The organism is Labrenzia sp. ATLA3 (genome assembly GCF_057180185.1).
On sequence record NZ_JBXUKV010000002.1, the window covers coordinates 600530 to 626482 of the forward strand.

The 25953-nt window shown below is 59.8% G+C and carries 26 protein-coding genes and 1 tRNA gene; 8 read left to right on the forward strand and 19 right to left on the reverse strand.

Going from position 1 to position 25953, the window contains the following annotated elements:
• Positions 1-120 precede the first annotated feature (120 nt).
• Positions 121-975: a tetratricopeptide repeat protein gene (locus AC2A6O_RS07270; protein WP_498926291.1), complete on the forward strand. Its 855-nt coding sequence runs from the start codon at positions 121-123 to the stop codon at positions 973-975.
• Positions 976-1184: 209 nt separating this feature from the next.
• On the opposite strand, the gene AC2A6O_RS07275 is transcribed toward AC2A6O_RS07270, so the two are convergent.
• The 5 genes from AC2A6O_RS07275 to AC2A6O_RS07295 all read right to left on the reverse strand — a co-directional run bounded on the left by AC2A6O_RS07275 (position 1185) and on the right by AC2A6O_RS07295 (position 6819).
• Entirely contained in the window at positions 1185-1856 is a 672-nt protein-coding gene (locus tag AC2A6O_RS07275; protein WP_498926292.1) for a pseudouridine synthase, read from the reverse strand.
• 102 nt (positions 1857-1958) lie between these two features.
• On the reverse strand, positions 1959-2240 hold the full coding sequence (locus AC2A6O_RS07280; RefSeq protein WP_148582971.1) for an aa3-type cytochrome c oxidase subunit IV: 282 nt from the start codon (positions 2238-2240) through the stop codon (positions 1959-1961).
• Positions 2241-2395: 155 nt separating this feature from the next.
• A complete protein-coding gene (locus tag AC2A6O_RS07285) occupies positions 2396-3775 on the reverse strand; it encodes an ABC1 kinase family protein (protein ID WP_148582972.1) in 1380 nt (459 codons plus the stop codon).
• 303 nt (positions 3776-4078) lie between these two features.
• Entirely contained in the window at positions 4079-4981 is a 903-nt protein-coding gene (locus AC2A6O_RS07290) for a heme-dependent oxidative N-demethylase family protein (RefSeq protein WP_148582973.1), read from the reverse strand.
• A gap of 11 nt (positions 4982-4992) precedes the next feature.
• Positions 4993-6819 (reverse strand): M3 family oligoendopeptidase, encoded by a 1827-nt coding sequence (locus AC2A6O_RS07295; RefSeq protein WP_498926293.1) that lies wholly within the window; start codon positions 6817-6819, stop codon positions 4993-4995.
• Positions 6820-7010: 191 nt separating this feature from the next.
• On the opposite strand from AC2A6O_RS07295, the gene AC2A6O_RS07300 reads away from it, so the two are divergent.
• Both AC2A6O_RS07300 and mepK read left to right on the forward strand, forming a co-directional pair.
• Positions 7011-8585, forward strand: coding sequence for a sigma-54-dependent transcriptional regulator (locus tag AC2A6O_RS07300; protein ID WP_148582975.1), 1575 nt, complete (start codon positions 7011-7013; stop codon positions 8583-8585).
• Positions 8586-8904: 319 nt separating this feature from the next.
• Positions 8905-10650, forward strand: a complete 1746-nt coding sequence (mepK, locus tag AC2A6O_RS07305) for a peptidoglycan L,D-endopeptidase MepK (RefSeq protein WP_498926373.1) — start codon at positions 8905-8907, stop codon at positions 10648-10650.
• Between the two features lie 82 nt (positions 10651-10732).
• Here mepK and AC2A6O_RS07310 read toward each other — a convergent pair whose 3' ends face one another.
• The 3 genes from AC2A6O_RS07310 to AC2A6O_RS07320 form a co-directional block, all read right to left on the reverse strand.
• Positions 10733-11002 carry a DUF2312 domain-containing protein gene (locus AC2A6O_RS07310; RefSeq protein WP_148582977.1) on the reverse strand — a complete coding sequence of 90 codons (270 nt, stop codon included), beginning with the start codon at positions 11000-11002 and terminating at the stop codon, positions 10733-10735.
• A 153-nt stretch (positions 11003-11155) separates the two neighbouring features.
• On the reverse strand, positions 11156-11452 hold the full coding sequence (locus tag AC2A6O_RS07315; protein WP_498926294.1) for a DUF1244 domain-containing protein: 297 nt from the start codon (positions 11450-11452) through the stop codon (positions 11156-11158).
• 37 nt (positions 11453-11489) lie between these two features.
• On the reverse strand, positions 11490-12299 hold the full coding sequence (locus AC2A6O_RS07320) for an N-formylglutamate amidohydrolase (protein WP_498926295.1): 810 nt from the start codon (positions 12297-12299) through the stop codon (positions 11490-11492).
• A gap of 461 nt (positions 12300-12760) precedes the next feature.
• Here AC2A6O_RS07320 and AC2A6O_RS07325 point away from each other — a divergent pair, with 461 nt between their 5' ends.
• Both AC2A6O_RS07325 and pyk read left to right on the forward strand, forming a co-directional pair.
• Positions 12761-13198 (forward strand): DUF1036 domain-containing protein, encoded by a 438-nt coding sequence (locus AC2A6O_RS07325; RefSeq protein WP_006932202.1) that lies wholly within the window; start codon positions 12761-12763, stop codon positions 13196-13198.
• The gene (pyk, locus tag AC2A6O_RS07330; protein WP_148582980.1) at positions 13195-14631 is read left to right on the forward strand and encodes a pyruvate kinase; all 1437 of its coding nucleotides are present in this window, start codon (positions 13195-13197) and stop codon (positions 14629-14631) included. The genes AC2A6O_RS07325 and pyk overlap by 4 nt, the downstream gene beginning before the upstream one ends.
• 56 nt (positions 14632-14687) lie before the next feature.
• Here the strand turns inward: pyk and AC2A6O_RS07335 are convergent, their stop codons facing one another.
• From AC2A6O_RS07335 to cpdR, 5 genes are all read right to left on the reverse strand, one after another.
• The gene (locus tag AC2A6O_RS07335; RefSeq protein ID WP_498926296.1) at positions 14688-15701 is read right to left on the reverse strand and encodes an alpha/beta fold hydrolase; all 1014 of its coding nucleotides are present in this window, start codon (positions 15699-15701) and stop codon (positions 14688-14690) included.
• A 100-nt stretch (positions 15702-15801) separates the two neighbouring features.
• Positions 15802-16464 (reverse strand): tetratricopeptide repeat protein, encoded by a 663-nt coding sequence (locus AC2A6O_RS07340; RefSeq protein WP_498926297.1) that lies wholly within the window; start codon positions 16462-16464, stop codon positions 15802-15804.
• A 162-nt stretch (positions 16465-16626) separates the two neighbouring features.
• Complete coding sequence (gene ykgO, locus AC2A6O_RS07345; RefSeq protein ID WP_006932207.1) at positions 16627-16752, reverse strand: type B 50S ribosomal protein L36; 126 nt, start codon at positions 16750-16752, stop codon at positions 16627-16629.
• A gap of 149 nt (positions 16753-16901) precedes the next feature.
• Positions 16902-16976: transfer RNA gene (locus tag AC2A6O_RS07350), tRNA-Val, on the reverse strand.
• Between the two features lie 149 nt (positions 16977-17125).
• Positions 17126-17485 (reverse strand): cell cycle two-component system response regulator CpdR, encoded by a 360-nt coding sequence (gene cpdR, locus AC2A6O_RS07355; RefSeq protein ID WP_148582983.1) that lies wholly within the window; start codon positions 17483-17485, stop codon positions 17126-17128.
• A 446-nt stretch (positions 17486-17931) separates the two neighbouring features.
• Here cpdR and AC2A6O_RS07360 point away from each other — a divergent pair, with 446 nt between their 5' ends.
• Entirely contained in the window at positions 17932-18777 is an 846-nt protein-coding gene (locus AC2A6O_RS07360; RefSeq protein WP_286192550.1) for an N-formylglutamate amidohydrolase, read from the forward strand.
• 268 nt (positions 18778-19045) lie between these two features.
• Positions 19046-19852 carry a histidinol-phosphatase gene (hisN, locus tag AC2A6O_RS07365; protein ID WP_498926298.1) on the forward strand — a complete coding sequence of 269 codons (807 nt, stop codon included), beginning with the start codon at positions 19046-19048 and terminating at the stop codon, positions 19850-19852.
• Between the two features lie 31 nt (positions 19853-19883).
• Here the strand turns inward: hisN and AC2A6O_RS07370 are convergent, their stop codons facing one another.
• On the reverse strand, positions 19884-20957 hold the full coding sequence (locus AC2A6O_RS07370; RefSeq protein WP_498926299.1) for an alpha/beta fold hydrolase: 1074 nt from the start codon (positions 20955-20957) through the stop codon (positions 19884-19886).
• A 215-nt stretch (positions 20958-21172) separates the two neighbouring features.
• Complete coding sequence (locus AC2A6O_RS07375; RefSeq protein WP_148582987.1) at positions 21173-21688, reverse strand: hypothetical protein; 516 nt, start codon at positions 21686-21688, stop codon at positions 21173-21175.
• Positions 21689-21869: 181 nt separating this feature from the next.
• Here AC2A6O_RS07375 and AC2A6O_RS07380 point away from each other — a divergent pair, with 181 nt between their 5' ends.
• On the forward strand, positions 21870-22316 hold the full coding sequence (locus AC2A6O_RS07380) for an Hsp20 family protein (RefSeq protein ID WP_148582988.1): 447 nt from the start codon (positions 21870-21872) through the stop codon (positions 22314-22316).
• A 102-nt stretch (positions 22317-22418) separates the two neighbouring features.
• Here the strand turns inward: AC2A6O_RS07380 and AC2A6O_RS07385 are convergent, their stop codons facing one another.
• Genes AC2A6O_RS07385 through bufB form a run of 4 tightly spaced genes read right to left on the reverse strand, consistent with a single transcriptional unit; the run spans position 22419 to position 25832 of the window.
• Positions 22419-23477, reverse strand: coding sequence for a threonine aldolase family protein (locus tag AC2A6O_RS07385; protein ID WP_498926300.1), 1059 nt, complete (start codon positions 23475-23477; stop codon positions 22419-22421).
• Between the two features lie 43 nt (positions 23478-23520).
• A complete protein-coding gene (locus tag AC2A6O_RS07390; RefSeq protein WP_148582990.1) occupies positions 23521-24105 on the reverse strand; it encodes a DoxX family protein in 585 nt (194 codons plus the stop codon).
• A 43-nt stretch (positions 24106-24148) separates the two neighbouring features.
• Positions 24149-24946 carry an HvfC/BufC N-terminal domain-containing protein gene (locus tag AC2A6O_RS07395; RefSeq protein WP_498926301.1) on the reverse strand — a complete coding sequence of 266 codons (798 nt, stop codon included), beginning with the start codon at positions 24944-24946 and terminating at the stop codon, positions 24149-24151.
• Positions 24936-25832: an MNIO family bufferin maturase gene (gene bufB, locus AC2A6O_RS07400; protein ID WP_498926302.1), complete on the reverse strand. Its 897-nt coding sequence runs from the start codon at positions 25830-25832 to the stop codon at positions 24936-24938. Before bufB ends, AC2A6O_RS07395 begins: the two co-directional genes overlap by 11 nt.
• Positions 25833-25953 lie beyond the last annotated feature (121 nt).

The following is a 25953-nucleotide window of genomic DNA, read 5'->3' on the forward strand; positions in this document are numbered from 1 at the left end:
ATTGCCCTAAGGCCGACCGACGTTCCGGTCGGCTTTTGGCGTTTGCGGAGAATGCATCAGGCTCCTCCCAAAGAGTTCCGTGCAGCCATACTCACGCCCTATTGGAGGCAGATGAACGGCATGTCTAATCGTATGACCCTTAGAGATCGTCTGTGCCGCATGCGCAAATTCCTGCCTCATGCAACGTTGATCGGACTGGCCTCCATGCTGGCGGCCTGTAACACGTCGGGTGTCTACAACGACGTGCCGACCAATGCCTCCGCCGGCTCTTCGACCAACATCGCCTCACTGTCAGCGGTGATCGATGCCAATCCGAACGATGCCAGTGCCTACAGCACCCGCGGCATCGCCTACGGCCAGGCCGGCAAACTGGACCGGGCCGTCGAGGATTTCAACAAGGCTCTGCAACTGAACCCGCAGTCCTATCAGACCTATGCAAACCGCGGTCTCGTCTATCGCCGCATGGGCCAGGACCAGCAGGCGATTGCCGACTACACCAGCGCCATCAACATCAAGCCGGACTATGACGTGGCTTATGTCGGACGCGGCAACATCTATCGTCAGCAGGGCAACTACAACGCCGCCCTCGCCGACTTCAATTCCGTCATCACCCGAGACAGCAGCGATGCCCGCGCATTCTACAATCGCGGCCTGATCTACCAGGCCCAGAACCAGAATCAGCGCGCGATCGAGGACTTTGCGACCGCCATCGGCCTCAATCCGAAGGCCAGCGCGCCCTATATCGCCCGCGGTATCTCCTACATCGCTGTGAACGACCCGAAAGCCGCCTTCTCGGACCTGTCGATGGCCGTCAATCTCGACCGGGATTCCGCCATTGCCTGGGCAAACCGGGGCCTCGCCCAGGAAATGCTCAACCAGCCGAAAGACGCCCGCCGGAGCTTCACCCGCGCGATCACGCTGGACAATTCCAACAAGATCGCCCGTGAAGGTCTTCGCCGCGTCGGCAACGGCTGATCCGGGCCAGGTACGCCCGAGACTTACACCCGGCTGACGCTCGCAGCTTGATGCGAGCGCATGGTGCGTCAGCACGCATTTCGACGTCAGCGCTTGTTCGTTTCGGTGCTTTCGAGCCGATTCGTTGCTAATCCTCCGTTCCTGACGAAGATAAGCCAGCTTCGCCCAATGATTTCCAGTCCCGCCCCGGGACCCTTGGCGAGAAACGCTTAGAACGGCACGTCGGAACGGAAACAGACCCGGTCACCATTCGCCGGATGATGCAGCTCCAGAGTTTCTGCATGGAGGGCGAGCCTCGGGGAAGCAGCCAGTGCTGCGCCCTCGGCATAGAACCTGTCCCCGGCAATTGGATGGCCTAGAGCCAGCATGTGGACACGCAACTGATGCGAACGTCCGGTATGCGGGAACAGACGGACCCGTGTCGTTGTCTCATTCCGTTCCAGCACCTGCCACCGCGTCAGCGCCGGCTTGCCGAGTTCCAGACTGACCATCTGCTTGGGCCGGTTCGGCCAGTCACAGATCAGCGGTAAATCGATCTCGCCCTCATTCTCGATCGGGCTTCCCCAGATATCGGCAATGTAGGTTTTGAGCGTCTTGCGCCGTTCGAACTGAAGCCCCAGATGCCGATGCGCCGCCGGGTTTCTCGCCAGAACCATGACACCAGAGGTATCCATGTCGAGCCTGTGCACGATCCGCGCATCCGCGTAGCGGTCCTGCGCGCGGCTTTCAATGCAGTCACTATGTTCGGCCGCCTTGCCGGGCACGCTCAAAAGACCGCTCGGCTTGTCGAGTACGAGAAGATCGTCATCTGCGTGCAGCACCGTCAGAAACGGCTCCAGCGGCGGGGCATAGACAAAGGAGGCTGGCGCGGCTTGGTTCATCGCCCTTGAGGTCCAATGACAAAAGGCGCGGATCTGACCGCGCCTTTCCAAAAACAGATGTGTTCGTCAGTGCTTTGCGAACCATTCAGGTCCGGCAATAGCTCAGACGGTCAGGATCGCCAGAATGCCGCTCAGAACGAACACGCCCGCAGGCGGGATCCAGCCGGAGGAGCCCAGCGCCATGCCGACAGCGGTGGCAACAAGGGTTGCAATCAGCATCAGCCAGCCGAACACAGCAGCAGCGGTGCCGCCGAAAGCGAACATGATGAGGCAGACAACAATGGTCAGGACTGCGATCGTGCCGATCTTGGAGAAGTTGATGAACCCCTCGTAAGTCTGCTCGTGAGCGTCATAGTCCATTGCAGGCGCAGTATCGTCAGACATGAAGTCCCCCAGGAAAATTCGATAGTCGGCAGTCTACATACAATAAAGCTTCCCGGTTCGGCAATGATGGGAAGTGCACAATTCGTCACTCAGGTCGCGACTTTTTGACAAGCTTGCTACCGGCGCCCCAGTCAGCAGGACAAACGGGCAGACAATCATGCGGCGTGCGAAGCCCCCGCAAGGCCCGCAGCAGTCAGCACATCGTCCTGCCGCTTGCGCACGGTTGCCGCATCAAAGCCGTCGATCTGTTCGTTGAAGAGCTGGAAGAAATTGAGTTCCGCCCGCAGATGCAGGAAGACACCCCCAAGTCCAATTGCGGCCCTGTCCATGAAGACGAATTCCTGCGGCACCGTGAGCGGGCCCAGTTGCTTCAAGGCGGAATGCACACGGAACGCCTCCTTGCGTCCGTATTCGGCCGCCGAAACGCCATCGGCGATTGACCGGACACGGTCACTGAGCAGCGGCCCATAGATAAACCTCGCCCAGATATTCAGAACCTCGATGACTTCCTTCTTCAGATCCTTGAACCCCCAGCGCTCATAGGCCGCCACAACCCTGTCGTTGTCCTCTTCCAAGAGGCCCCGATAGAGTTCGACAACACCCTCGACGAAGGCTTCGGGGAAAATCCTGATACAGCCGTAATCGAGCAGATTGATTCCCGCCGGAACCCCCTCCTGCTCGAAAACCGTGTAATTGCCCAGGTGCGGATCACCGTGAATAACGCCGAAATGGCTGAACGGGTGCCACCAGGCGTGGAACATGGTTCTGGCAAGCAGATTGCGCTCTTCCTGGCTATGGTCCTTGTAGTCGAGCAGGGGTTTCCCGGTGAGCCACCCCATGGTCAGCAGCCGTTTTGTCGACAGATCCTTGACCACTTCAGGCACGCGGATGCGGTCGAAATCTCCCAGAATTCCCTGGTAGACGGCGATATTCGCCGCTTCCCTGGCATAGTCGAGTTCCTCACGGACCCGGGCGCTGATTTCCTTGGTGATTTCCCGCGTATCGATGGCCGGGCTCATGCGCCGGTGCAGTGAAAACAGCATCTGCAACTGGCTGAGATCCGCCTCGACCGCCGAGGCCATGTCCGGATACTGCAGCTTGCAGGCCAGAACCCTGCCGTCGTGACCGGTGGCCCGGTGCACCTGTCCAAGGGAAGCCGCCGCCGACGGTTCCTTGCCAAATTCGGCAAACCGGTCCTGCCAGTTCGCGCCAAGTTCGGCACGCATCCGGCGTTTGACGAAGGCCCAGCCCATCGGCGGCGCGCTTGCCTGCAACTTGGCAAGCTCGGTGGTGTATTCCGGCGGCAAGGCGTCGGGAATTGTCGACAGAAGCTGCGCCACTTTCATCAACGGACCCTTCAGCCCTCCAAGGGCCGCCGCAAGTTCAGACGCATTCTTGGCATTGTCGAGTTCCATGCCGAACAACCGGGCACCGGCCACCTTGGCGGCAATCCCGCCCATGTTTGTGCCCACTTTGGCATAGCGCCCCATCCGGGCGCTGAGGCGATTGCTTTCGCGGTCTTTGCTTTCGGCCATGCGGTGGCGAACTCCTTTGTGACATCGGGCGCTCCATGAAACGCCCGACGCGCCAAATCGTTGGGAGGCAGTCTCCAGAAACTAAATATGACCTACCGCAGCAATATCCAGTTCCGCCAGCCGCTATTCCGACGCAGGCCGTTCTCCAGCCCCCAATGCCAGGTTATCTTCGGAGATAGCCGCTCTGTTCGATAACCGCCAGCAAACCGGAAGCGGAGCCGGCTTCCTCCGAAGGCAGCGAACGTCAGGTGAGAGCCAGTCTGCGGCCGAATGCCTCGGCAATTGCGGGGACCAGAATAACCGCTAGCTCTGGCTGATTTTTTCAAGCGCCCGGGTCAGATCGTCCCGCGTTGCCACAAGCCCCTTGTAGGCAAGCTGGTCCGCATCAAGGGCAAGAAGCTGTGTCCGCAAACCATCTGCCAGATCCGCGCGTCCTTCCTGCGCTTCCAGTGCCGCCAGAGGGTCATGATGGATCTTGATGGTGAACAGGATATCGCCGGAGCCCGGCAAGCGTCGCAGGGTCTGCCGTTCGACCCGGAGGAAAAGCTGTCCCAGCGCACCGTCATCAATCTTGACGCGGATCTGTTTGGGCAACGGGTGGTGAAGATCGCCGTCCGGATAGATCGACCAGTTGAAGCGCTCCAGAAACTGTCCGGCTTTCAGATTGTCGAATATCCGGGCCACCATCGTACCCATGCGGCTTCCGTTGAAGCCGGGGACATTGTCGTGAATGCCCGTCATGGACTGCCCGAATTTCTCCGCCAGAGACCAGGACGAGGGAAAACACAGCGCGGCGGCCGCGAGCCTGTAGCCATCCGGACCGGGCCGCATCAAAACGAGATCTTCCTGCACGAGACGCGCCGCGGTCATCAGCGGATGTGAGCCGGCAAGCAGTACCCGCTCGCCGGTGGCAACAATCTCGACCGCGTCGCCCGCCACCCTGTGGGTCTCTTGATGAAACCTTGCAAGGTTCTCCGTAACGAGGTCCAACACCTCCTGCTGCGCGGAAGCAGTATCGTCCTCTGCCCGAAACACCGTTTCAAGGTGGTCCGAAAACAACCGGTTCTTCTCGGCCAGGTGTTTCGCCAGAAAGGGATCGGGCTCAAGCCAGGCCTCCTCACCAATCGGCTTCAGGCCGACGGTGAAGGGCTGACTGGTGCCGTCATAAGGCGTGTGATGGAAGGGGGGCGACGGTTGCCGTGTCATTGAATACCGCGTCAGGCCTCTTCCAGCGCTTCCAGTTCGTCGATGATCCGCTCGATCACCGAAAGACCTTTCTTCCAGAAATCCGGATCGACCGCACTCAGTCCGAAAGGTGCCAGCAGTTCGGAATGATGCTTGGTACCGCCGGCCTTCAGAAGGTCGAAATACTTCTCCTGGAAGCCGGTCTCCGCTTCCTCGTACACCGCATAGAGCGAGTTCACCAAGCAATCGCCGAACGCATAGGCATAAACGTAGAAAGGCGAATGGATGAAGTGCGGAATGTAGGTCCAGAAGGTTTCATAGCCTTCGCTCAACTTGATCGCCGGACCAAGGCTTTCGCCCTGCACGGACAGCCACAGTTCGCCGATCTTCTCAGACGTCAGCTCACCGTTGCGGCGCTCCGTATGGACCTTCCGCTCGAATGTGTAGAAGGCAATCTGGCGCACCACGGTGTTGATCATGTCCTCCGCCTTGGAGGCCAGCATCAGCTTGCGGGTTTGCGGATTGTCCGCCTTGGCGAGCAGTGACTTGAAGGTCAGCATCTCGCCGAAGACGCTTGCCGTTTCGGCCAGGGTCAGCGGCGTCGGCGCCATCAGCGGCCCGTTGGGCGCTGCCAGCACCTGGTGAACGCCGTGGCCAAGCTCATGCGCCAACGTCATCACGTCGCGGATCTTGCCCTGGTAGTTGACCAGCACATAGGGGTGCGCGCTCGGCACGGTTGGATGGGCAAAGGCTCCGGGCGCCTTGCCGGACCGGGCCGGCGCATCGATCCAGCGCCGGTCGAAGAACCGGCCCGCGATTTCCGCCATGTCAGGGGAAAAGGCGCTATATGCGGACAGCACCGTGTCTTTCGCCTCGTCCCAGGGGATCACGCGCGTGTCGGCGTTGGGCAGGGGCGCATTGCGGTCCCAGGTGTTGAGCTGGTCCATCCCCAGCCACTTTGCCTTCAGCTTGTAGTAGCGGTGCGACAGACGCGGATAGGCATCACGCACGGCGGCCACAAGCGCGTCGACCACCTCCCGCTCGACCCGGTTGGACAGGTGGCGGCTGTCGGCAATATCGGTGAAGTTCCGCCAGCGGTCGGAGATTTCCTTGTCCTTGGCCAGCGTGTTGGTGATCAGCGTGAAGGTGCGCAGGTTTTCCTTGAAGGTTTTCGTCAAGGCTTCCGACGCCTTCCGCCGGGTGTCGGACGAAGGATCCACCAGCAGATTGAGCGTCGGTTCGATGGAAAGCTCCTGGCCCTCGACATCGAAGGTCAGCGAGGCCATCGTCTCGTCGAAAAGCCTGTTCCAGGCCCCCGCTCCGGTGACCGACTTCTCGTGGAACAGCTGCTCCACCCTGTCTTCAAGCTGATAGGGCTTGCCCTTGCGCAGATCCTCGATCCAGGGCCGGTAATGCGCGAACTGGCCGTCCTCAAGCGCGGTCTCCATCACCGCGTCGTCGATCTTGTTCATTTCCAGCGTGAAGAACAGAAGATGCGAACTGGCCGTCGTGATCTGCTCCTGAACGTCGCCGTAGAATTTCTGCGACGTCGGTTTGATCGTGTTTTCCGAATAGACGAGACCGGCGAAGGAAATCAGCCGGCCCATCAGGTCTTCCAGATCCTCATAGGCGCGGATCGCCGTCACCAGCGCGGAAACGTTGGTCTGCGCCATTTCGGCCAGCCTGCCCTTGTAGGACGTCTCGAAGGTCTTTGACCGATCCAGGATCTCCTTCAGATCGGCAGCAACCTCCGGCGCGTCGACAGCAGGGTAAAGATCCGTGAGGTCCCATTCGGGAAGAGACCCGAGATTTGCGGAAGCGGCAGCCTGCGGGGCAAAGACGGGATGTGGAAGGGGCAAATTATCTTCTCCGGTGCGCCACCGGACGAACGAGGTCCGGCAATCATGTGTTGCTAGAATTAGTAGGCCGGGAAAAGGCCCGCCCGCAATCTGGGTATGTAAACTTTTTTGCCCGTCCTTGGACGATTTGTTTACCCAATTGCGACCAGAATGGTTCGAAACGAGACAATTTGGGACGAGCGAAACCGCCAATGCAAGCACTCAGCGGCAAAATTCTCATTGTTGACGACGACCCCATCCAGCGCAGGCTGCTGCAGGAAGCCGTGAAGAAATTCGGCTACCGGTCGAAGACCGCCGAGAACGGCGCTGAAGCGGTGCGCATCATGTCGAGCGCAGAAGCAAGCGAGATCGATCTGATCATCCTCGACATGGTGATGCCCGAGCTCGATGGCCTGGGCGTTCTGGAGCGGCTGCGGTCCGACAAGAACGCAACGCCGGTGATCGTCCAGACTGCGCACGGCGGCATCGATACCGTTGTCAACGTCATGAACGCGGGCGCACAGGATTTCGTGGTCAAACCGGTGGCACCGGAGCGGCTGAATGTTTCGATCCGCAACCTGTTGAAGACATCCGCGCTGGAAGGCGAGATCACCCGGATCCGCAAGCAGGCGTCCGGCACACTGACCTTTGCCGACATCATCACCCACTCTCCGGCAATGGAGCGGGTGATCAATCTGGGCAAACGGGCCGCGGCATCAAACATCCCGATCCTGATCGAGGGGGAAAGCGGCGTCGGCAAGGAAATGATCGCCAGCGCCATCCAGGGCTCCAGCGACCGCAAATCCAAACCGCTGGTCACCGTCAATTGCGGCGCCATCCCCGACAATCTGGTCGAATCGATTCTGTTCGGTCACGAAAAAGGTGCCTTTACCGGCGCGGTCGACAAACACGTCGGCAAATTCCAGGAAGCCCATGGCGGCACCCTGTTCCTGGATGAAGTCGGCGAGCTGCCGCAGGATGTTCAGGTCAAACTGCTGCGTGCCTTGCAGGAAAGCGAGATCGATCCGATAGGTGCCCGCCGTCCGGTGAAGGTGGACTTCCGGCTGATTTCGGCGACAAACCGGCGACTGATCGATCAGGTGAAGGAAGGCGTCTTCCGCGAGGACCTTTACTACCGTCTGAACGTGTTTCCGATCTGGATCCCCCCGCTGCGCGACCGGCGCGAGGACATTCCCGCGCTGACCCGCCATTTCCTGGCCCGGTTTGCGGCCGAGGAAGGCAAGCCCCAGGTGGCGGGCGTCACCGCCGATACGCTCGCCATGCTGCAGGACTATCACTGGCCGGGCAACATCAGGCAGCTTGAAAACGCGGTTTTCCGGGCAGTTGTCCTGTGCGACGGCCCGCAACTGACAATCAACGATTTTCCGCAGGTCGCGGCCGCTACGGAACAGACCGCTGCGCCGGGCGCAACACACCAGCCGCAGACACCAGTGGCCCACCCGGACCGGATGCCGGGCGGTGATCTTGCCGCAGCTCCGGTTCGCCCAAGCGAACCCACGGCAACGCCGCATCCTGCACCTTCAGCCCACGCACCTCAGTCAGGTTTCGAACAATCGGCACCGTTCGGCTTCATGCGCAATCTCGACCAGGATGGTCATGTGCGCAAACTGACCGACATCGAGGAGGAACTGATTCGAGCAGCGATCAATCATTACTCCGGCCGCATGACGGAAGTTGCCAAACGGCTTGGAATCGGCAGATCCACACTCTATCGCAAGCTCAAGGAATACGGACTCGACGAAAGCGGTACCGACGCGGCAGCCTGAATTGAGGCAAATCATAGCGCCAACCATCGATTTCGACGATATTTTGACGCATTCTCCGGGTAACCACCACTACCTGAGCGTTTTTGCACTATGCGCTTGCGCCGTTGCAGTTAGGCAACGATTATCAGCAAAGCGAAATTAGGGTAAAAACTTCTTAACCTGCGGCAGCTAGGATGTAAGTCCTGCTGGGGAGCACGGGATGGGTGAAAGCCCACTGAAAACGGCGAGATAGAGATTGCGTACACGGTTAGTTGATTTCGACGCCGTCGGTTGGCTGAAGCGTGCCGCGAAAGCGGCCGGCGCGTTTGCTGTTGTGTCTATGTGCCTGGTCACCTTTGCCCAGGCCGAGACGCGTACCCTGAAGCTGTACAACGCGCACACCAAAGAGCGTGTCTCCATTACCTTCAAGAAAAACGGTCGGTATCTGCCCGACGGTCTGCGCGAAGCCAACCGCTTCCTGCGCGACTGGCGCCGCAACGAGATGACCAAGATCGATCCGGAACTTCTGGATCTCGTCTGGGAAGTGTACCAGAAGGTGGGCGCCCGCCAGCCGATCCACGTGGTTTCCAGCTACCGATCCCCCGCGACCAACAACATGCTGCGCAAGCGGTCCTCGGGCGTTGCCAAGAACAGCCAGCACACGCTCGGCAAAGCCATGGACTTCTTCATTCCCGGCGTAAAGCTTGCGACATTGCGCGCCACCGGGCTGCGCAAGCAAGTGGGCGGCGTGGGTTACTATCCAAGATCCGGCTCGCCGTTCGTTCACATGGACACCGGCAGCGTCCGTCACTGGCCGCGCATGACCCGCTCCCAGCTGGCCCGCGTGTTTCCCGATGGCAAGACGCTTCACATTCCTTCAGACGGCAAACCGCTGAGCGGCTATAAGCTTGCGCTCGCCGAAAGCAAATCCGGCCGCTCGCGCAGTTCCAAACCGACGATTGTTGCCTCCAATACGCGCTCGAGCTCTTCCAAGGGCCTGAGCACTCGTAACCAGAACCTGACGAGTCCGGGCAAGCCTATCCCGGTGACCGCGAAGAATGACAACGATTCGTCCGGTGGCGGTAACCTGTTCGCCAGCCTGTTTGGTGGTGGCAATAACCGCGACGATAACGCAGCGAAGCGCCCAGGAGCGGTCGGCAACACACGATCCGCGCCGGTTACGGCCGCGGCTCCTGCCGTCGTGATCGAAAATCCGCCGGTTCCCGGCCGGAAAATCCTTGGCACCGAACCGGAAGCTCCGGCAGCGGCACCGATTGTCGTGGCCAGCAGCGCACCGATCGTCAAACCGCCTGCGGATATTCCCTCCGTTGCCGCAAGCAAGACGCCTCCGCCTGCACCCAACACACTTGATGCACAGCGTTTCGCCATCGAGACCGGCCAGCCAACGGCGGCCAGCCCGGCTACGGGTTCCGTTCCTGAGAAAACGATTGATTCGCGGTTCCAGGTTGCCACGCGCCTACCGGTGCATAAACCGAGCAAGGGCCTCAGCGATGCAGCCAGGGTCGCTGCAGCAAATCTTGGCCTGAGCGGCGATGTCCCGGTTCCGGGCTCTGCCCCGACCGACGATCCGGTCGCTGCAATCGCAGCAGCCACGGGCACTTCCGTGCCCTCACCGGTTCCTGCACCTCGCTCGGAAACCACACTCGCCTACGCATCCGCCTCGGCGACACCGCCCGCCTTGAGCCGCTCGCTGCGGCCGTCGGTCAACGAGCCGGCACGGGCACAGGCCAAACGGCCAGCCCCCAGCGCAACCGCCAAGGCTGCCCCGGCCCGTCAGCCGTCCGTCTCTGGCCGGATCCCCCGCGACCAGATTGTCGACCCGCTGGCCGGATTCGCGAGCTTGCCTGACAAGTCCGCCCCGACGCTCCTGTCGGGCGCAGGCACCACACGGCACCGCGCATTCGCCTGGCTGAGCCACCCGAACCAGCGCCAGCTGAAGAACGTGATGATGCCCGGCAACCGCTTCGTTTCCGCCAGCTTTGAAAACAATGCCTACAATGGCCTGCGGACAGACCGTTTCGACGGCCCGGCCGTCGTCATCCTTCCGGTCCGCTTCGCCCGCTAAGCGGTCAGACGGAAAATCCAGATAAAAAAAGAGCGGCATTTCTGCCACTCTTTTCATGTCAGGGTGCGGTTCTTTCCGCTGATCAGCCTTCAGCGCCACCGGCACTGCCGGCCATGCCGAGTGCGTGCAGGTAGAGATCGAGAACCGCCTCTTCTTCTTCACGCTCATGAGGCTGCTTCTTGCGCAGGGAGACCACCTTCCGCAGGATCTTGACGTCGAAGCCGTTGCCCTTGGCTTCCGCGTATACGTCCTTGATGTCATCGGAGATGACTTTCTTTTCTTCTTCCAGACGCTCGATACGCTCTACGAATGCACGCAGCTGGTCGCCTGCCACTCCACCGGGATCGGACATATTTTCTGTTTCTCCTTCTCGTTCTTCCGTGTCGCGCTAAGCGCGGTCTTAATGGCTGCGGCTGATCTTCAGCCGCCGTCAATCACCTGGCCGTGCGTTGCCAGACTGCGCACCGGCCGTCAAGCAGCCATGCGCGTTCTGGCCAGTGCAGGCTCAATGTTGGGGTTTGTTCTTTTCGAAAGCCGCCTGCTGATCTGCTGTCGCCTCGGTCTGGTATTTGGCTTTCCAGTCGTCATAAGGCATGCCGTAGACGATTTCGCGGGCCTCGGCTTTTTCCAGTGGCACACCCTTTTCCTTCGCAGCGTCCTGATACCAGTTGGACAGGCAGTTGCGGCAGAAGCCGGCCAAATTCATCATGTCGATGTTCTGCACGTCAGTTCGACCGCGCAGATGGTCAACAAGGCGCCTGAAAACGGCGGCTTCCAGTTCGAGTTTCGTCTGATCGTCCATCTCGAAGGTCTCCCTCAACCGGACCGGTGAACCGGCCTTAAGCGGCGTCGCTGCGCGACTTGAAATGATGGATGCGCCGGCAGTCGGACATGCCGGCAATTTTTCTGATGGCCGGCTCAAGGCGGTTCGCCCATTCAAGCGCTCCGGCGTCGTCTGCAATCAGGTCCTGCCGCAGTTCCAGAAGCGCATGTGCCAGTCCACGGCGCGTTGCGTGCCGGTACATTGTGTCGTTTTTGAGAGCCCCGTCGTAAGGTTCATTGTCGCCCACAATGATATCGTCCTGCGCCCTCAAACCCTCCAGCAAGGGCTGAACGGCCCGCGGGTCGCTGTCCCACAGAACAGTGACATGCCAGGGCCGCGGCACACCGCGCCAGACCGGTGTGAAGCTGTGAATGGAAAAGATCACCGGCGGATCGCTCCCCTCGACCATGGCGTCCAGCGTCTGGTCTATGAGATCGTGATAGGGTTTGTGGAACCGCTCTATCCTGTTCGCCCGTTCGTTCATGTCGACCCTGGCATTGCCCGGCACCACGGCGCCATCCGACAGACGCATGATCAGCGTCGGGTCGTCATCGCCCCGGTTGGGATCGATCAGCAGGCGCGAATAAGTCGTCAGGCAAGCCGGCGCATTCAGCCGCTTCGCCAATTCGAGCGTCACCGCGCGCGCACCAATATCGTAACCGATATGCCGTTCGAACTGATCTGCCGGAACACCGAGATCGCCATAGGGCTCCGGAACGGTGTTGCGGGCATGATCGCACAGGAGCAGCACGCCGGAAGTTAAATCGCCTTTTACATATTCGGTCGGCTGAAAGGCCCGGCCGGTTTCGGCAGCTGGTTCTATCATGTCTCGCTTCACGGAAACTTCTGTGGCTCGCTATCGTGCAGGCGGTCAGGTTTACGGCAAAGCAGCGGCGGAACCAAGCCCGAAAACACCGCTTTCAGACAGCGTTTTAGCAGACCATCCACACCTTCCGTACGCCTGTGCTCTATCTATCGCCCGTTGATTTTGCCAACGTGTTAACAACGCGGTATACGCTTTATGGGCATCTAACATCGATATGAGGCGGTGCGGTCATGTTCCCGCCCCATTTCTGACGGCATAGGGGGTGAGACTGTTCAATCGGATAAAAAATCCGGACGGTTCGGGAAACAAGTCTGGGCGAAAGACTCCGTATCCCGTTAACGACGTTGACAAGGCCCCCTTGTCGACGCAAAAAGCGAATGTCTGTAAAGCAGCAAAGCGAATGACTGCATATGTTTAAGGTTGGGGAACGGAACCAGGGCGGGTCTCGGGCATGTGTCAGCGTGCCTGTGAAATTTGCCTTTGCTGCTTTCCTTGCCGTGCTGTTTTTCTCCGCATCCAGTGACGAAGCCAGAGCCGATCTGCGCCTTTGCAACAAGACCGACAGTCAGGTTGGTGTAGCCATCGGCTACAAGGACAAGACCGACTGGGTTACCGAAGGCTGGTGGAACCTTGCGTCCAACTCCTGCGAGACCCTGGTACCCGGGGCGCTGGTGTCACGATACTATTACATCTACGCAGTTGATTATGACCAATTCGGCGAATGGGGTGGCCGGGCGTTCATGTGCACCCGGGAAAAGGAATTCACCATTCGCGGTATTGAGGACTGTGTGGCTCGCGGATTCGAGCGGACGGGCTTTTTTGAAATCGACACGGGCGAACAGAGCAGCTGGACGGTCCAGCTGACCGAACCCGTGCAACAGGGGACAGGTGGGCGATGAGGCGTAACCGGCGAGTCAAAATTCTTGCAACTCTCGGACCCTCTTCCTCAGAACAAGACATCATCGAAAAATTGTATCGCTCCGGTGCGGACGTCTTCCGCATCAATATGAGCCATACCGATCATGATCGTCTGAAGATGCTTGTCGAACGCATCCGTTCTGTTGAGGAGAAGGTTGGACGGCCAATCGGCATTCTGGCCGATCTACAGGGACCCAAGCTGCGCGTGGGAACCTTTGCCGAGGGTCCAGTAATGCTGGAAAACGGCGCAACGTTCACACTGGACGCCGACAAGTCCGGCGGCAGCGTGGACCGGGTGCATCTGCCGCATCCCGAAATTCTTCAGGCGCTCGAGCCGGGCCACCGCCTGCTGCTCGACGACGGCAAGATCCAGCTCAAGGTTCTGGAAGCCGACCGCACCAGAGCGGTGACGGAAGTCATCGTCGGCGGCAAGCTGTCCGACCGCAAGGGCGTCAGCGTTCCCGATTCGGAAATCGCGACCAGCGCCATGACCGAGAAGGACCACAAGGACCTGATCGCGGCTCTCGACCAGAATGTCGACTGGGTCGCCCTGTCCTTCGTCCAGCGTCCGGACGACATCGCCGAAGTGCGCAAGATCACCCGTGGCCGCGCCGGCGTTCTGGCCAAGATCGAAAAGCCGCAGGCCATCGGCCGGCTGGACGAGATCATTGAGCTGTCCGACGCCATCATGGTTGCCCGTGGCGACCTGGGCGTGGAACTGCCGCTGGAACAGGTTCCCGGCCTGCAAAAGCGCATCACCCGTGCCTGCCGCCGCGCCGGCAAGCCGGTTGTAATCGCAACGCAGATGCTGGAATCCATGATCACCGCACCAGTGCCGACCCGCGCCGAGGTGTCCGACGTCGCCACTGCCGTGTTTGAAGGTGCCGATGCGGTCATGCTGTCAGCCGAATCTGCCGCCGGTGATTTCCCCATCGAGGCGGTGTCCACCATGGACAAGATCGCCCAGCAGGTGGAACAGGACCCCAACTACCGCAACATCATCTATGCACAGCGGACCGAACCGGAAGCCACTGGCGCCGACGCAATTTCGGCAGCTGCCCGGCAGATTGCCGAAACGCTGAACCTGGCTGCTGTCGTCTGCTACACGACCTCCGGCGCAACAGGCCTGCGTGCCTCGCGTGAGCGTCCGTCCAGCCCGGTCATCGTTCTGTCGCCGGTGCTTGCGACGGCACGCCGCCTGTCGCTTGGCTGGGGCCTGCACTGCGTGGTCAGTGAAGATGCCTCCACTGAAGAAGACATGATCGACCGCGCTTGCCGAATCTCCTTCTCCGAGGAGTTCGCAAAACCGGGCCAGCGCATCATCGTGACCGCAGGCGTACCCTTCGGCACGCCGGGTTCCACGAACATGCTGCGGATTGCCTTTGTCGGAAACGACGGCCAGGGCGGCATTTGACGATCTAATCGGTTAAACGATCCGAATACGAAAAGGCGGCCTCCAGGCCGCCTTTTTCATGCCGTGGGAACTGGTTCTGGCTCGGCTCCTGTTCCAACCGCCTTCGCCTTGCCGCCCGACGCCGCGACGCGAGCCACCAGCCTGTCGATGCCGGAGACGATCTCATCCGTATGCGTATGCTGCGGCATGTGCCCCGCTGCGCCCAGCATCAGCAACTCCGCCTCCGGCACATCCTGTAACAGGCCCTCACAATGGATCGACGGCCAGACCACCGTATCTTTTGTTCCGGTGATGATCAGCGTCGGTTGGTCAAGGTGCGCGTAATGCGCCGACTGCTGCCGGACAGCCTGCCTCAGGCTGCATATGTCCGCCGCGTTCGAGCGAAAGCTTTCGGGCCGGAAGAGCAGCGGCAGACGGACCGCATCGGCATAGCCTTCAACCGGTGGATCGGGATGAAAAACATGCCTCAGCATCTGCGGCACCAGCCGCTCGCCAACCGGGATCGTCAGTGTTCTGGAAAACAGCCAGCCGATGACGGGCAGTGCCGCAACCGTGTAGTACCAGTTGACCCCGCCCGGCCACACGTGGCTGACAGGGGCCAGGAAGACAAGCCCTTTCACCCTCTCCGGCGCGGCGAGGCCCACCGCTGCCGTGACGGCTCCTCCAAGCGAATGCCCCACCACAATGGCGGACTTGATGCCAAGCTTTTCAAGCAGACCAGTGATCAGCCTTGCCTGGCTCTCCGGGGTGTTCTGCCCCGTTCTTGAGCGCTGAGAGAACCCAAGTCCGGGGCGATCGATGAAGAGCAGCGGGTTACGGCCCCCAAAAGCGCCCTCAAACGCAAGTTTCATGTCATAGGCATTGCCGCTGGCGCCATGCAGGAACACCAGCACAGGCTGCCCGCTGGCCGCGTCAGATGCTGGAACAAAGTGATAGTGCATCTGCGCACCATCCACCTCGGCAAGATGGCCGTCGGGTTCATAGGCACGCGAAATCTGCCCTGCCCTGAAAAGAGAATAGGCGAAAAACAATCCGGCGGCGGCGAGAAGAACAATCAGGAACGTGATCATACTGCGGACATAGCACCGCCCACACGACAATCAAGTCTGGCAACATTCAAGTCTGGCAGCAATCAGCTCCGCCAGCACCGGCGAAAACGCTGAGCCGTCCTCAGGTGGCTTCGCCCTCGGCTTCTTCTTCCAGATCCTTCACGGCCTTGGAGGCATTTTCCAGGCTCGGATTGATTTCAAGCGCCCGCTTGAACGTCGTCAGCGCCTCGCTTTCAAACCCCAGACGCCGCTGAATAATTGCAAGGCCCGACAAGGCTCCCCAATGACGTGGCTCCAGCGCCAGTGTGCGCTCGATATCCACCAGAGACTTGCCGAAATCCTCTTGCATGTAATGGACTGTCGCACGCCTGTTCCAGCCTTCCGCATAGGCCGGCTTCAGGATGACGACCGTGTCCAGCAGGTCAAGCGCCAAGGCATGATCATCAGCCTGGATGGCCTTGCCGGCCCGGGACATCAGCACGTCTACCGTATCGCTACCCGATTCCATCCAGAGCATCTGGATTTCCCGGCCGATACGCGAGGCTTCCTTCGGATTGTCCGATTTGGCGAGGTTGGCAAAAAGCTCATCCAGACGAGACTTCTCGTCGTCCGGATCTGTCTCCTCGACCACCACCTGCCCACCTTCTTCCGGAAGATCGTCAGGAAGCGCGTTGAAGTCTTCGGCGGACGGAGGCTCTACCTCCGGACCGAGATCGGGAACAGGCTGTGCGCCAGCGAGACCGGCACCAGCAAGAAACAGAAAGGCAAACACAAAAATCCGCATCCGACGATTATGGGTCGTTGGATGCGGCGGTCAATCCTGGAATTTGACACATCTTCGTGCACCAGCGTGGCAATGGCCCGATTCACTCCTCGAACAACAAGACAAGGCCTTGCTCAGGAAGAGGTTTCCGGGTCTTTCGCCACGCAATGCGCAGCAACAAGATCAGCCCTGGCGTGCTTTGAAACGCGGGTTTTTCTTGTTGATGATGTAGACACGGCCTTTACGGCGAACCATGCGGTTGTCGCGGTGGCGGGTCATGAGCGCTTTGAGCGAATTTTTGATCTTCATGTCACTGTCCCCACAAGGGTCCTGCTTCTATAAACCAAATGAGCGCCAAAGGCGCTCACGTTTAACTGGATTGGCCTTGAAGCAGCGGCAGAACTTGCGCCTGTCTTCAGATCAACCCGCGCCTCTCGAAACCTTGATCAGCGCAATAATGGTGGGCGTGACAGGGATTGAACCTGTGACCCCTTCGATGTCAACGAAGTGCTCTCCCGCTGAGCTACACGCCCGAATTTCTCGGTAGTCCGACGCCCCAGCGCCGTGGTGGAGTGCGATATAACGGGGATCGGCAAACTGTGCAACCCCCCTTTTTCACCGAACCGTCAAAATTTCCCCAGCCCGGTTGTCAGCCCCAGTTTTCCGCGGCGTCACCACCTTGTCAGGCGGCCAGCATGCGCTCCACTTCCTGCACCAGGTCCTTCAGATGGAACGGCTTTGAAAGGACTTTCGCGTCCTTGGGCGCATCCGATTCCGGATTGAGCGCAACAGCTGCGAAACCCGTTATGAACATCACCTTGAGATCCGGATCGAGCTCCGTCGCCCGGCGGGCCAACTCGATCCCGTCCATTTCAGGCATCACGATATCGGTCAGAAGCAATGAAAACGGTTCTTCGCGCAGGCGCTCGTAGGCGCTTTTGCCGTTGTCGAACGAAACGACGTCGTGACCGGCATTTTCCAGCGCCTTCGCCAGAAAGCGGCGCATATCATTATCATCTTCGGCAAGCAGGATACGCGGCATCGTAATTGACCAGGTCCTTTGTTCGTGTGGGTTCTCTGTTCCCTTTCTGCCGGTTATAGCTCGAATTCCACAGAATGATAGGGTGAATTGGCTCACACACCCACGGTGTGGATAGCCAGTTGTTGAGAACAACCCTTCCATGGGGCCTCCCACACGGGAAGCCCTCTTAACGCAGGGGAAATCATCCAGCCACCTCCCCTCGCAGCGCGCTGAGGCTCTGCCAGGCCCGTGCAATCCGACCGTCAGCGCCCTCTTTCGCAGCAGCATTGCCCACAAGTGCGCAGGCTTTTGATCCTCTCGAGGTGGACGGCGCGACGATTCCTTGGCACCATAGGAAATGGCCTGCACCGGGCGGCAACCAGGACACAGCATTGACGGACGACAAGCAGCCTTCCTCCCCAGCCTCTTTCGAGGCGGATTTTAACGGCTTTCCCGCATTCGAAGTTCTGTGCCCGGCAGACCAGAGGGTGCCGTTCGTTTTCAATTCGCCTCATTCCGGACGGCAATATTCCAAAGGTTTTCTTGCTTCCTCCCGTCTGAACGAAACCGCGATCCGGCGGTCGGAAGACGCTTTTGTCGACGATCTGTTCACCCATGTCGTACCGCTGGGTGCACCGCTTCTGCGTGCGCACTTTCCCAGAGCCTATCTCGATGTGAACCGCGAACCCTACGAACTCGATCCGAAAATGTTCGAGGGACGCCTGCCGACTTATGCAAACAGCCGCTCGATACGCGTGGCAGGCGGTCTTGGCACGGTGGCCCGCATCGTCAGCGAGAACCACGAGATCTATCGGCACAAGCTGCCGGTTGCCGAGGCACTCAGCCGCGTGGAGGAAATCTACAAGCCGTATCACACGACATTGCGCCGGCTTTTGGCCCAGACCCACGTGACCTTCGGCTTTGCTGTTCTGATCGATTGCCACTCCATGCCGTCCAGCGTGAAATGCCAGACAACCGACACGCGCCCGGACTTCATCCTTGGCGACCGCTACGGCACAAGCTGCACCAGTGAACTCACGGACTTCGCCTGCTCGGTTCTGAAGGAAATGGGCTATAGCGTTTCCCGCAACAAGCCTTACGCAGGCGGCTTCATCACCGAACACTACGGCCGCCCCACAAGCGGCCTTCACGCCCTACAGATCGAAATCAACCGCGGGCTCTATATGGACGAGGAAACGCACCAGCCAACTCCTGGCTTTGGTGACCTCTTTCATAATCTGCGCCAGTTTGCCCGCGAGTTGACATCCATGCCGGACGCAGCCCTGCCGGCAGATTCCATCGCAGCGGAATAAAACCATCAGGACAAAAAAAAGGCCGCTCTCGAAAGAGGCGGCCCGAGTCTAGGGAGGAAACGCCCAAGGAGGGCGGTACGACACAACGTATCGCACCGCAATAAAATCGCATTGCACCGCACAAAGGTCAAGCCCGACACCCCCTTTGAACTGATCAAAGTATGAGCAGTGGTTCATGTTTTGCAGATTCATTTTTTTGCAGAACCGGTTATACAAGCGGCAATTCACTTTGATTTCGGTTTTGTGCGGTTTCCGCAACCAGGAGGTAATGATGTCGGCAGGGCCTGTTTCCAGTTCAAATATGTTCGCCCCGTTCCTGGACAGGCTGGCGGAAGCCGCCAGTGGTGCGATCATGCCGCATTTCCGTCAGGGTTTCGAGGTCGACAACAAGTGGGAAACGGGGTTTGACCCTGTCACCATCGCCGACAAGAACGGTGAAACCGCAATGCGTGCGCTGATCAACGAAACCTATCCAGACCACGGAATCCTTGGCGAAGAACACGGTCCGGAGAACCTCGACGCGGAAAATGTGTGGGTGCTCGACCCGATTGACGGCACGCGCGCCTTCATCACCGGCCTGCCAACCTGGGGAACACTGATCGGCCTGAGAACCGGCGGCATTCCGAGCCTTGGCATGATGGTTCAGCCCTATATCGGCGAGCGTTTTGGCGGTGACGGGAAGACAGCCTGGTACGATGGCTCCTTGGGGAACAGGCAACTTCGGACACGTCCCTGCGCCCGTCTGGAAGATGCCACTATTTTCACCACCACTCCGGCACTTTTTACTGAAAATGAGCGCCCGGCCTTCGACCGGATCGAAACCGCCGTGCAGTTATCCCGCTATGGCACCGACTGCTATGCCTATTGCATGGTGGCTGCCGGCCATGGTGACGCGGTGATCGAATCCGGCCTGCAAGCCTATGATATCGTTGCACTTGTTCCGATCATTGAAGGGGCTGGTGGCGTTGTCACCACATGGACCGGCGGGTCACCCGCCGATGGTGGCCAGATCGTCGCCTCAGGCGACCCGCACCTCCACGAAGTCCTGCTGCGGGATTTGGCAAAAGCGGGCTGACGGCGCTCATGGCCTAATCAGGAGACTTAGATCAGCTTCTGGCGCGTTCCAGCGCCTGTTCAGCTTCCAGCCCCGGAATGAAGGCGTCGAACGCTGCCCAGAACTGATCACGGAAGGCATCGCGCTCCATCATCAGTTCGTGTTCGGCACCCGCGATTTCCACATAGGCCGTCGCCTTCGCCCGTGCGACGAAGTCCTCGATCATGGGCGTGGAGACGATCCGGTCTTTCCCCGCCGCCAGCATCAGGCAGGGCAATTTGATGTTCGGCCCGGCCTCCCGCCGGCGGAGCGCCAGCATGGTCCGGCCGGTCGTGGCCAGCCAACCGAGCGTTGGCGAGCCGACGCCCAGTTCCGGTGCCTTTTCCAGAACCTTGTTGAAGCGTTCGAACCGAACCCTGTCGGTCGTTTGCCGGTTGACCTCATAGGCCACCGAAATCTCGGCATTGCCCCCGGGAACAAACAGCCTGCCGAAACCGAATAATGACAACAGACGGGCGGCGGGAATGGCAACCTTTTCGATCAGCCAGGACGTCTTGGGGGATGTTGCCTTCAGGCCCGGTCGACCGAACAGGCCAAGGGTAAGTATGCGCAGGGCCTTCCGGTAGCCGGAGACCAGACCAGGCGACCATGTTCCGGCCGGCAGGCCCAGAAGCGGCGCGGTCAGCACCGCCCGGTCCAGCATGGTCCGCAAGCGGTCGGTGTCGGACAGAACCACAAGCCCACCGGTAGAATGAGCCAGCGCGAAATGTGGTCCGGGGTAGGTCGCCAGCGACACTTCCTTGAGCACCGTGCGCAGATCCAGCTTGTACTTGTTGAAGTTCGAGACATGACCGCGCCTGGGATTGCGGGTCAGCCGTTGAGAACCACCCTGCCCGCGCCAGTCGAAGGCGATGACGGCAAAGCCTCGTTTGCGAAGATCTTCGATCACCTCGAAGTATTTTTCGATAAACTCTGCCCGCCCCTGAAGCAGGGTCACCGTGCCCTTGCGACGGGCGCCCGCGGCCGGCCAGTGCGCATACCGGATCTTCTTGCCATCCGGCGTCGTAACGAACCCGGATCGCGCCCCGTCTGGCACCGGATTGTCGGGATGATCGATCAGGGTCATGCGCTGCGAATCACTCGGCTTCGTTGAGAGCTTGTTTCTCAAACAGATAAAGGTTTTTCGTCAAGAACACATCACCCCTGCCGGCACTGCTGGCCCGGATATGCGCGCACTTGCGCCCTTATGTGATACCCGCATCCCGCATGCCCCTCAACAGGGTTCAGGCCGGCTCCCTGGGAAGCCGGCCCTGAAAATCTAAGATCGCGAGGAACCGCGTATCAGTACCAACGGCGCTGCCACTGATGACCACGATGACCGATCGGATGGCTGCGAACGATATTGGCGTTCCGGCTATCGACGACCATCCGGACCCGCATGCCGCGCCAGCCCTTTGCCTTGACGATATACATCGGGCCACGACGGTCGAGGATGCGGATGTGATGAAAACCACGGTGACGCAGGCTACGGCGGATTTCACGCGGCCCCATTTCGAAGTGACGGCCACCATGACGGCCATTCCAGTTGCCACCGCGCCCGTTACCACGGCGATGATCGACCTTGACCACCAGTTCGGCTTTCGCGGGGTCGATCTGGGTCTTGCCGGCCAGCGGCGCCGCGGATGCGGTGCTGATGAAACCGGCGGACACCAGCAGAATGGCACCGGCGATCGGGGCGGACAATTTCGAAATATTGGCAAACATCTTCAAATCTCCTGTCTGTTCCGCCAGCGCCGTGCTGACGTTGGACTGAAGATGCACCGGGCCACTTGAACGCAACCGGAAGGCATCGTTCATCTGGCGTTCATGTTTCGGCGACGCCCTTCTCGCCTGCCCTCTTGAAATGAAAATCCGAATTACCAAATCTCGGTATGCAAGCGCCAACACGGGTTTGCACCGCAGCCTGTCCCGCCAATTCGGGGGACGAAGGACTGCTCAACATCAGTGAAGTATCAGTTGCTCAAGAGAGGACAGACACATGCGTCACTTGGACTTTTCTCCGCTTTACCGCTCCACCGTCGGTTTCGACCGGCTTTTCTCGATGCTTGATGCCGCCGGCAACGAAGCACCGAGCTATCCGCCCTATAACATCGAGCGCACAGGCGAAAATGCCTACCGCATCACGATGGCCGTGGCTGGTTTTTCCGGCGACGAACTGAGCGTCGAAGCCAAGGAGCACACGCTCACCATCAAGGGTGAAAAAGCTGAAGAAGATGCCAACCGGGAAATTCTCTACCGCGGCATCGCCTCGCGCACCTTTGAGCGCCGCTTCCAGATTGCCGAACATGTTCGCGTGGAAGGGGCAAGCCTCGAAAACGGCTTGCTGCACGTTGACCTTGTCCGGGAAATTCCGGAAGCCATGAAGCCGCGCAAGATTGAAATCACCAGCGGTGAAACCAAGCAAATCGAAACCACGGCGCACTAATCGCCTGGTTCAACTTGCTGAAATCGCATCTTTGGGGCGCCTGGGAAACCAGGCGCCTTTTTTGGTGCTTGTGCGGAGAAGATCGCGAGGTGGGAACGGGTCTCAAACAGTCCCGGCAAGCACCTTCAGAAACGCGTCGACGTCTTCATCCGTCGTTGCGAAACTGGTGACCATACGCACGCAGACCTCGTCTGCAGCTGGCGCATGACCTTCGGCAAGACCTTTGGCAGGCCATTCGTAAAGCATGGCACCCGCCGCCTGCAGCGCCTCCATCTGGCTGCGCTTGAGGATCGGAAACAGCTCGTTGGCCTCCACCGCCCAGGCAGTCCGCCCGCCGGCGTCCCGGATGCCCTCGGCAAGACGCGTGGCCATTCCGTTGGCGTGGCTTGCGTTCGCCAGCCAGGTATCATCCTGGAAATAGCCTTCGAACTGGGCAGCCACAAACCGGCTCTTGGAAAACAGGTGGCCGCCGCGCTTGCGGAAATACTCGAACTGCTTCGCTGCTTCCAGGTCGAAAAACACCACCGCTTCGGCGCACCAGCAGCCGTTTTTGGTAGCTCCGAACGACAGCACGTCCACCCCGGCCTTCCAGGTCATGTCGGCAGCCGAACAGCCAAGTGTCACAAGCGCATTGGCAAACCGTGCGCCATCCATGTGAAGCGGCACGGAGCGCGACCGGCAGACCTCCTTGATCGCCCTGATTTCATCCAGCGTGTAAACGGTTCCGCATTCGGTCGCCTGGCTGATGGAAACGGAGGCGACCTGACCGTGATGAACCACGCCGTCGGGAACCTGCGCCATCTTGTCACGAAGCGCTTCGGCGGAGAAGCGGCCATCTGCCCCCTCGACGCCCAGCAGCTTGTTGCCACCGGTCATGAACTCGGGGCAGTTGCACTCGTCAACCTGGATGTGTGCACTGGAATGGCAGAAGATCGCCCCACCTGGTTTCGCGCATGCGGCCAGCGCCAGCGAATTCGCCGCCGAACCGGTCGCCACGAAAAAGACGGCAACGTCCCGTTCGAAGATCTCGCTAAAGGTGGCGGAGACGGCGTCTGTCAAAGGGTCGGTGCCATAGGCAGGCGAGAACCCTTCGTTATGGCGGGCCAACGCCGACATCACCGCCGGAGCTGCACCCGCCCAATTGTCGCTAGCAAAATTCATGTGCCGGTTTAATCACTTGGCAGAACAACCGGCAACTGATTTTTCAGTAGTACATCTCGCGTTTGCGGTAGGACCGGCCAAGCAGCCAATCCAGCGAAACCACACCCGGGCCCTTGAGCAACGGCACCAGCAGCAGGAAGATCCATAGCAACCGGTCATCGGCGATGATCGCATAAGGCTGACCGTCAAACAAAGCCCCGATGGTCTTGGCATCGGCCCCATGACCGTAGACATCGACATAGGTCATTACGCAGATGAAAACGATCATGCCGAGGCTGGCAAAGCGGGTGAAGAGACCGACAACCACCATCACCGGCAGAATGAATTCGCCCCAGGTGCCCAGAAGAACCATGAGACCATAGGGAAAGAACGCAATCTGGCTGGTGTCGTAACTGACCTGCTCCATCATCTTCGGCAGCATCTGCGCATAAGCACCCGCTGTCGGCGTGAAGATGTTCATGATGCTGCCGCCGATTTTCGTCATCGCCGAGTTCAGGAAGAACTGCAGCAGGATCGCGGCAAAAATGAACCGGGCGGCAAGCCCGATGAACCAGCCATCCGTCAGCCGTTCCAGAGCTCCGAACACCATCGTGTAGAGCCTGACAAAAAATCCAATCAGCACACCCATTTAATCCCCCTTGATCAAGCAGCATCCCTATGCCGCGTGTTTGTTAGTCGTCCAGCAGCAGACCGGAAAAGGCACCGGCGGCAAGACAGTCCGACAGGCAATCGGACAAGGAAAACGATTCGTCCTCTTCCTGTGCCCGGCCTGCTGCATCTGCAAGCGTATGCCCTTGCAGGAGGTCCAACGTAAACCCGGCACCGCCCGCACGCAGCAGAAAGACATTCACATCCATGTCTGGCCGGGTGATCAACACCGACTGCGGCTCTGAAAGATCGGCGGCCCCGGCCTCATCAGGCTCAAACCTGTTGGCCCGCGCGATTGTCCACACCGGCCAGCGGGAAGTCACCACGTGGACCGCAGGATGCGGCGTAAAACGAACATCCCCCAGCCGCTGCGGATCAATGTCCCCAAGCCTCGCCGGATCGAGAGCCGCCTCATCCGCCGCATGATAGGCTTGCAGCCAGGCCCATTCCAGCCGGGCAACGTCGCCAAGATAGGGATAGGACTGAAGCGGCGGGAAGGCGTTCAGAAAATCTGCGAATTCGGCACCGTACCAGATCAGGACCGGCGATGCCGGTGGATGGGCCGTCACGAAGGCCCTTGCAAGCGCCTTGAAATAGTCGTCACCCAGCAACGTCTTCACGGCGGGAAACGTTTCACCCAGCGCTTCGCTCAGGCTGACGATCACATTGTTGCGGTAGACATTGAACCGCCTGGGTGCCGTCTGCCCGTCCGGTCCGGTCAGTCCGTCGGGCGTGGCCGATTGCGGATCGAACAGCGCGCGTCCGAAAGAAGCGGCATCAACCTGCGGAGGGGACAGAGGGCTTCGCATTTCAGACCGCATGCTTTCGTCTGGCCCCTGCGGGCTGCGCCAGTATCCGGTCTGCGGCCTGTGCCTCGGCAAGCAGAACCGGCCAGGCAGGAACATTGTTGTCCCATTCGATCAAGGTCGGCAGCGGGCCGTTTGCACCAATGACGTCTTCATAGAGCTGCCAGACCGCCGTATCGACCTCACGATCATGAGCGTCGATCAGAAGCGGCCGGCCGGCATCGTCCTGGTCCGGGGCATGGCCCCCAAGGTGTATCTCGCCCACGGCGGCCATCGGAAAGGCCGCCAGATAGTCCGAGGCAGATCTTTCATGGTTCGTGCAGGACACATGAACGTTGTTGATGTCGAGCAGCAAACCGCAGCCGGTCCGACGCACGATCTCGCTCAGGAAATCCAGTTCGCTCATCGTGCTCTGCGCGAAGGCGACATAGGTCGACGGATTTTCCAGAAGCATCCGGCGCCCAACGGTTTCCTGCACTTCGTCGATATGGTCGCACACCCGGTTCAGCGTGGCCTCGTCATAGGGCACCGGCAAGAGATCGTTGAAATAGGTGGTGTCGTGGGACGACCATGCCAGATGTTCTGAAAACAGTCCCGGCTCGTATCGCCGGTTCAGATCCGACAAGCGCTGCAGGTGCTCCTTGTCGAGTGGCTGTTCACCGCCAATCGACAGACCAACACCATGAAGGGACAAGGGATACCGCGCGCGGATGGCTTCCAGTTGCCGGTGCGGCGGCCCGCCTGCACCCATGTAGTTTTCGGCATGAACTTCAAAAAAGCCGATATCGGCACCTGTTTCCAGAATATCCGCCACATGGTCCGCCTTCAGGCCGGCCCCGGCGCGTGCCGGAACAACGGCTCCGCTACGCAGTGCCGGTTCTGATCGGGTGTCGGAAACCATGGTACTCTCCAGATGGAAAACAGAGTGTCAGGCAGGCGCACTGGCTGAGGATAACTTCAGACCGCTTCGGCTGAAGCACCATGGCTGATGGAATTGAACTAAATGTGTGCCCTATCCACCC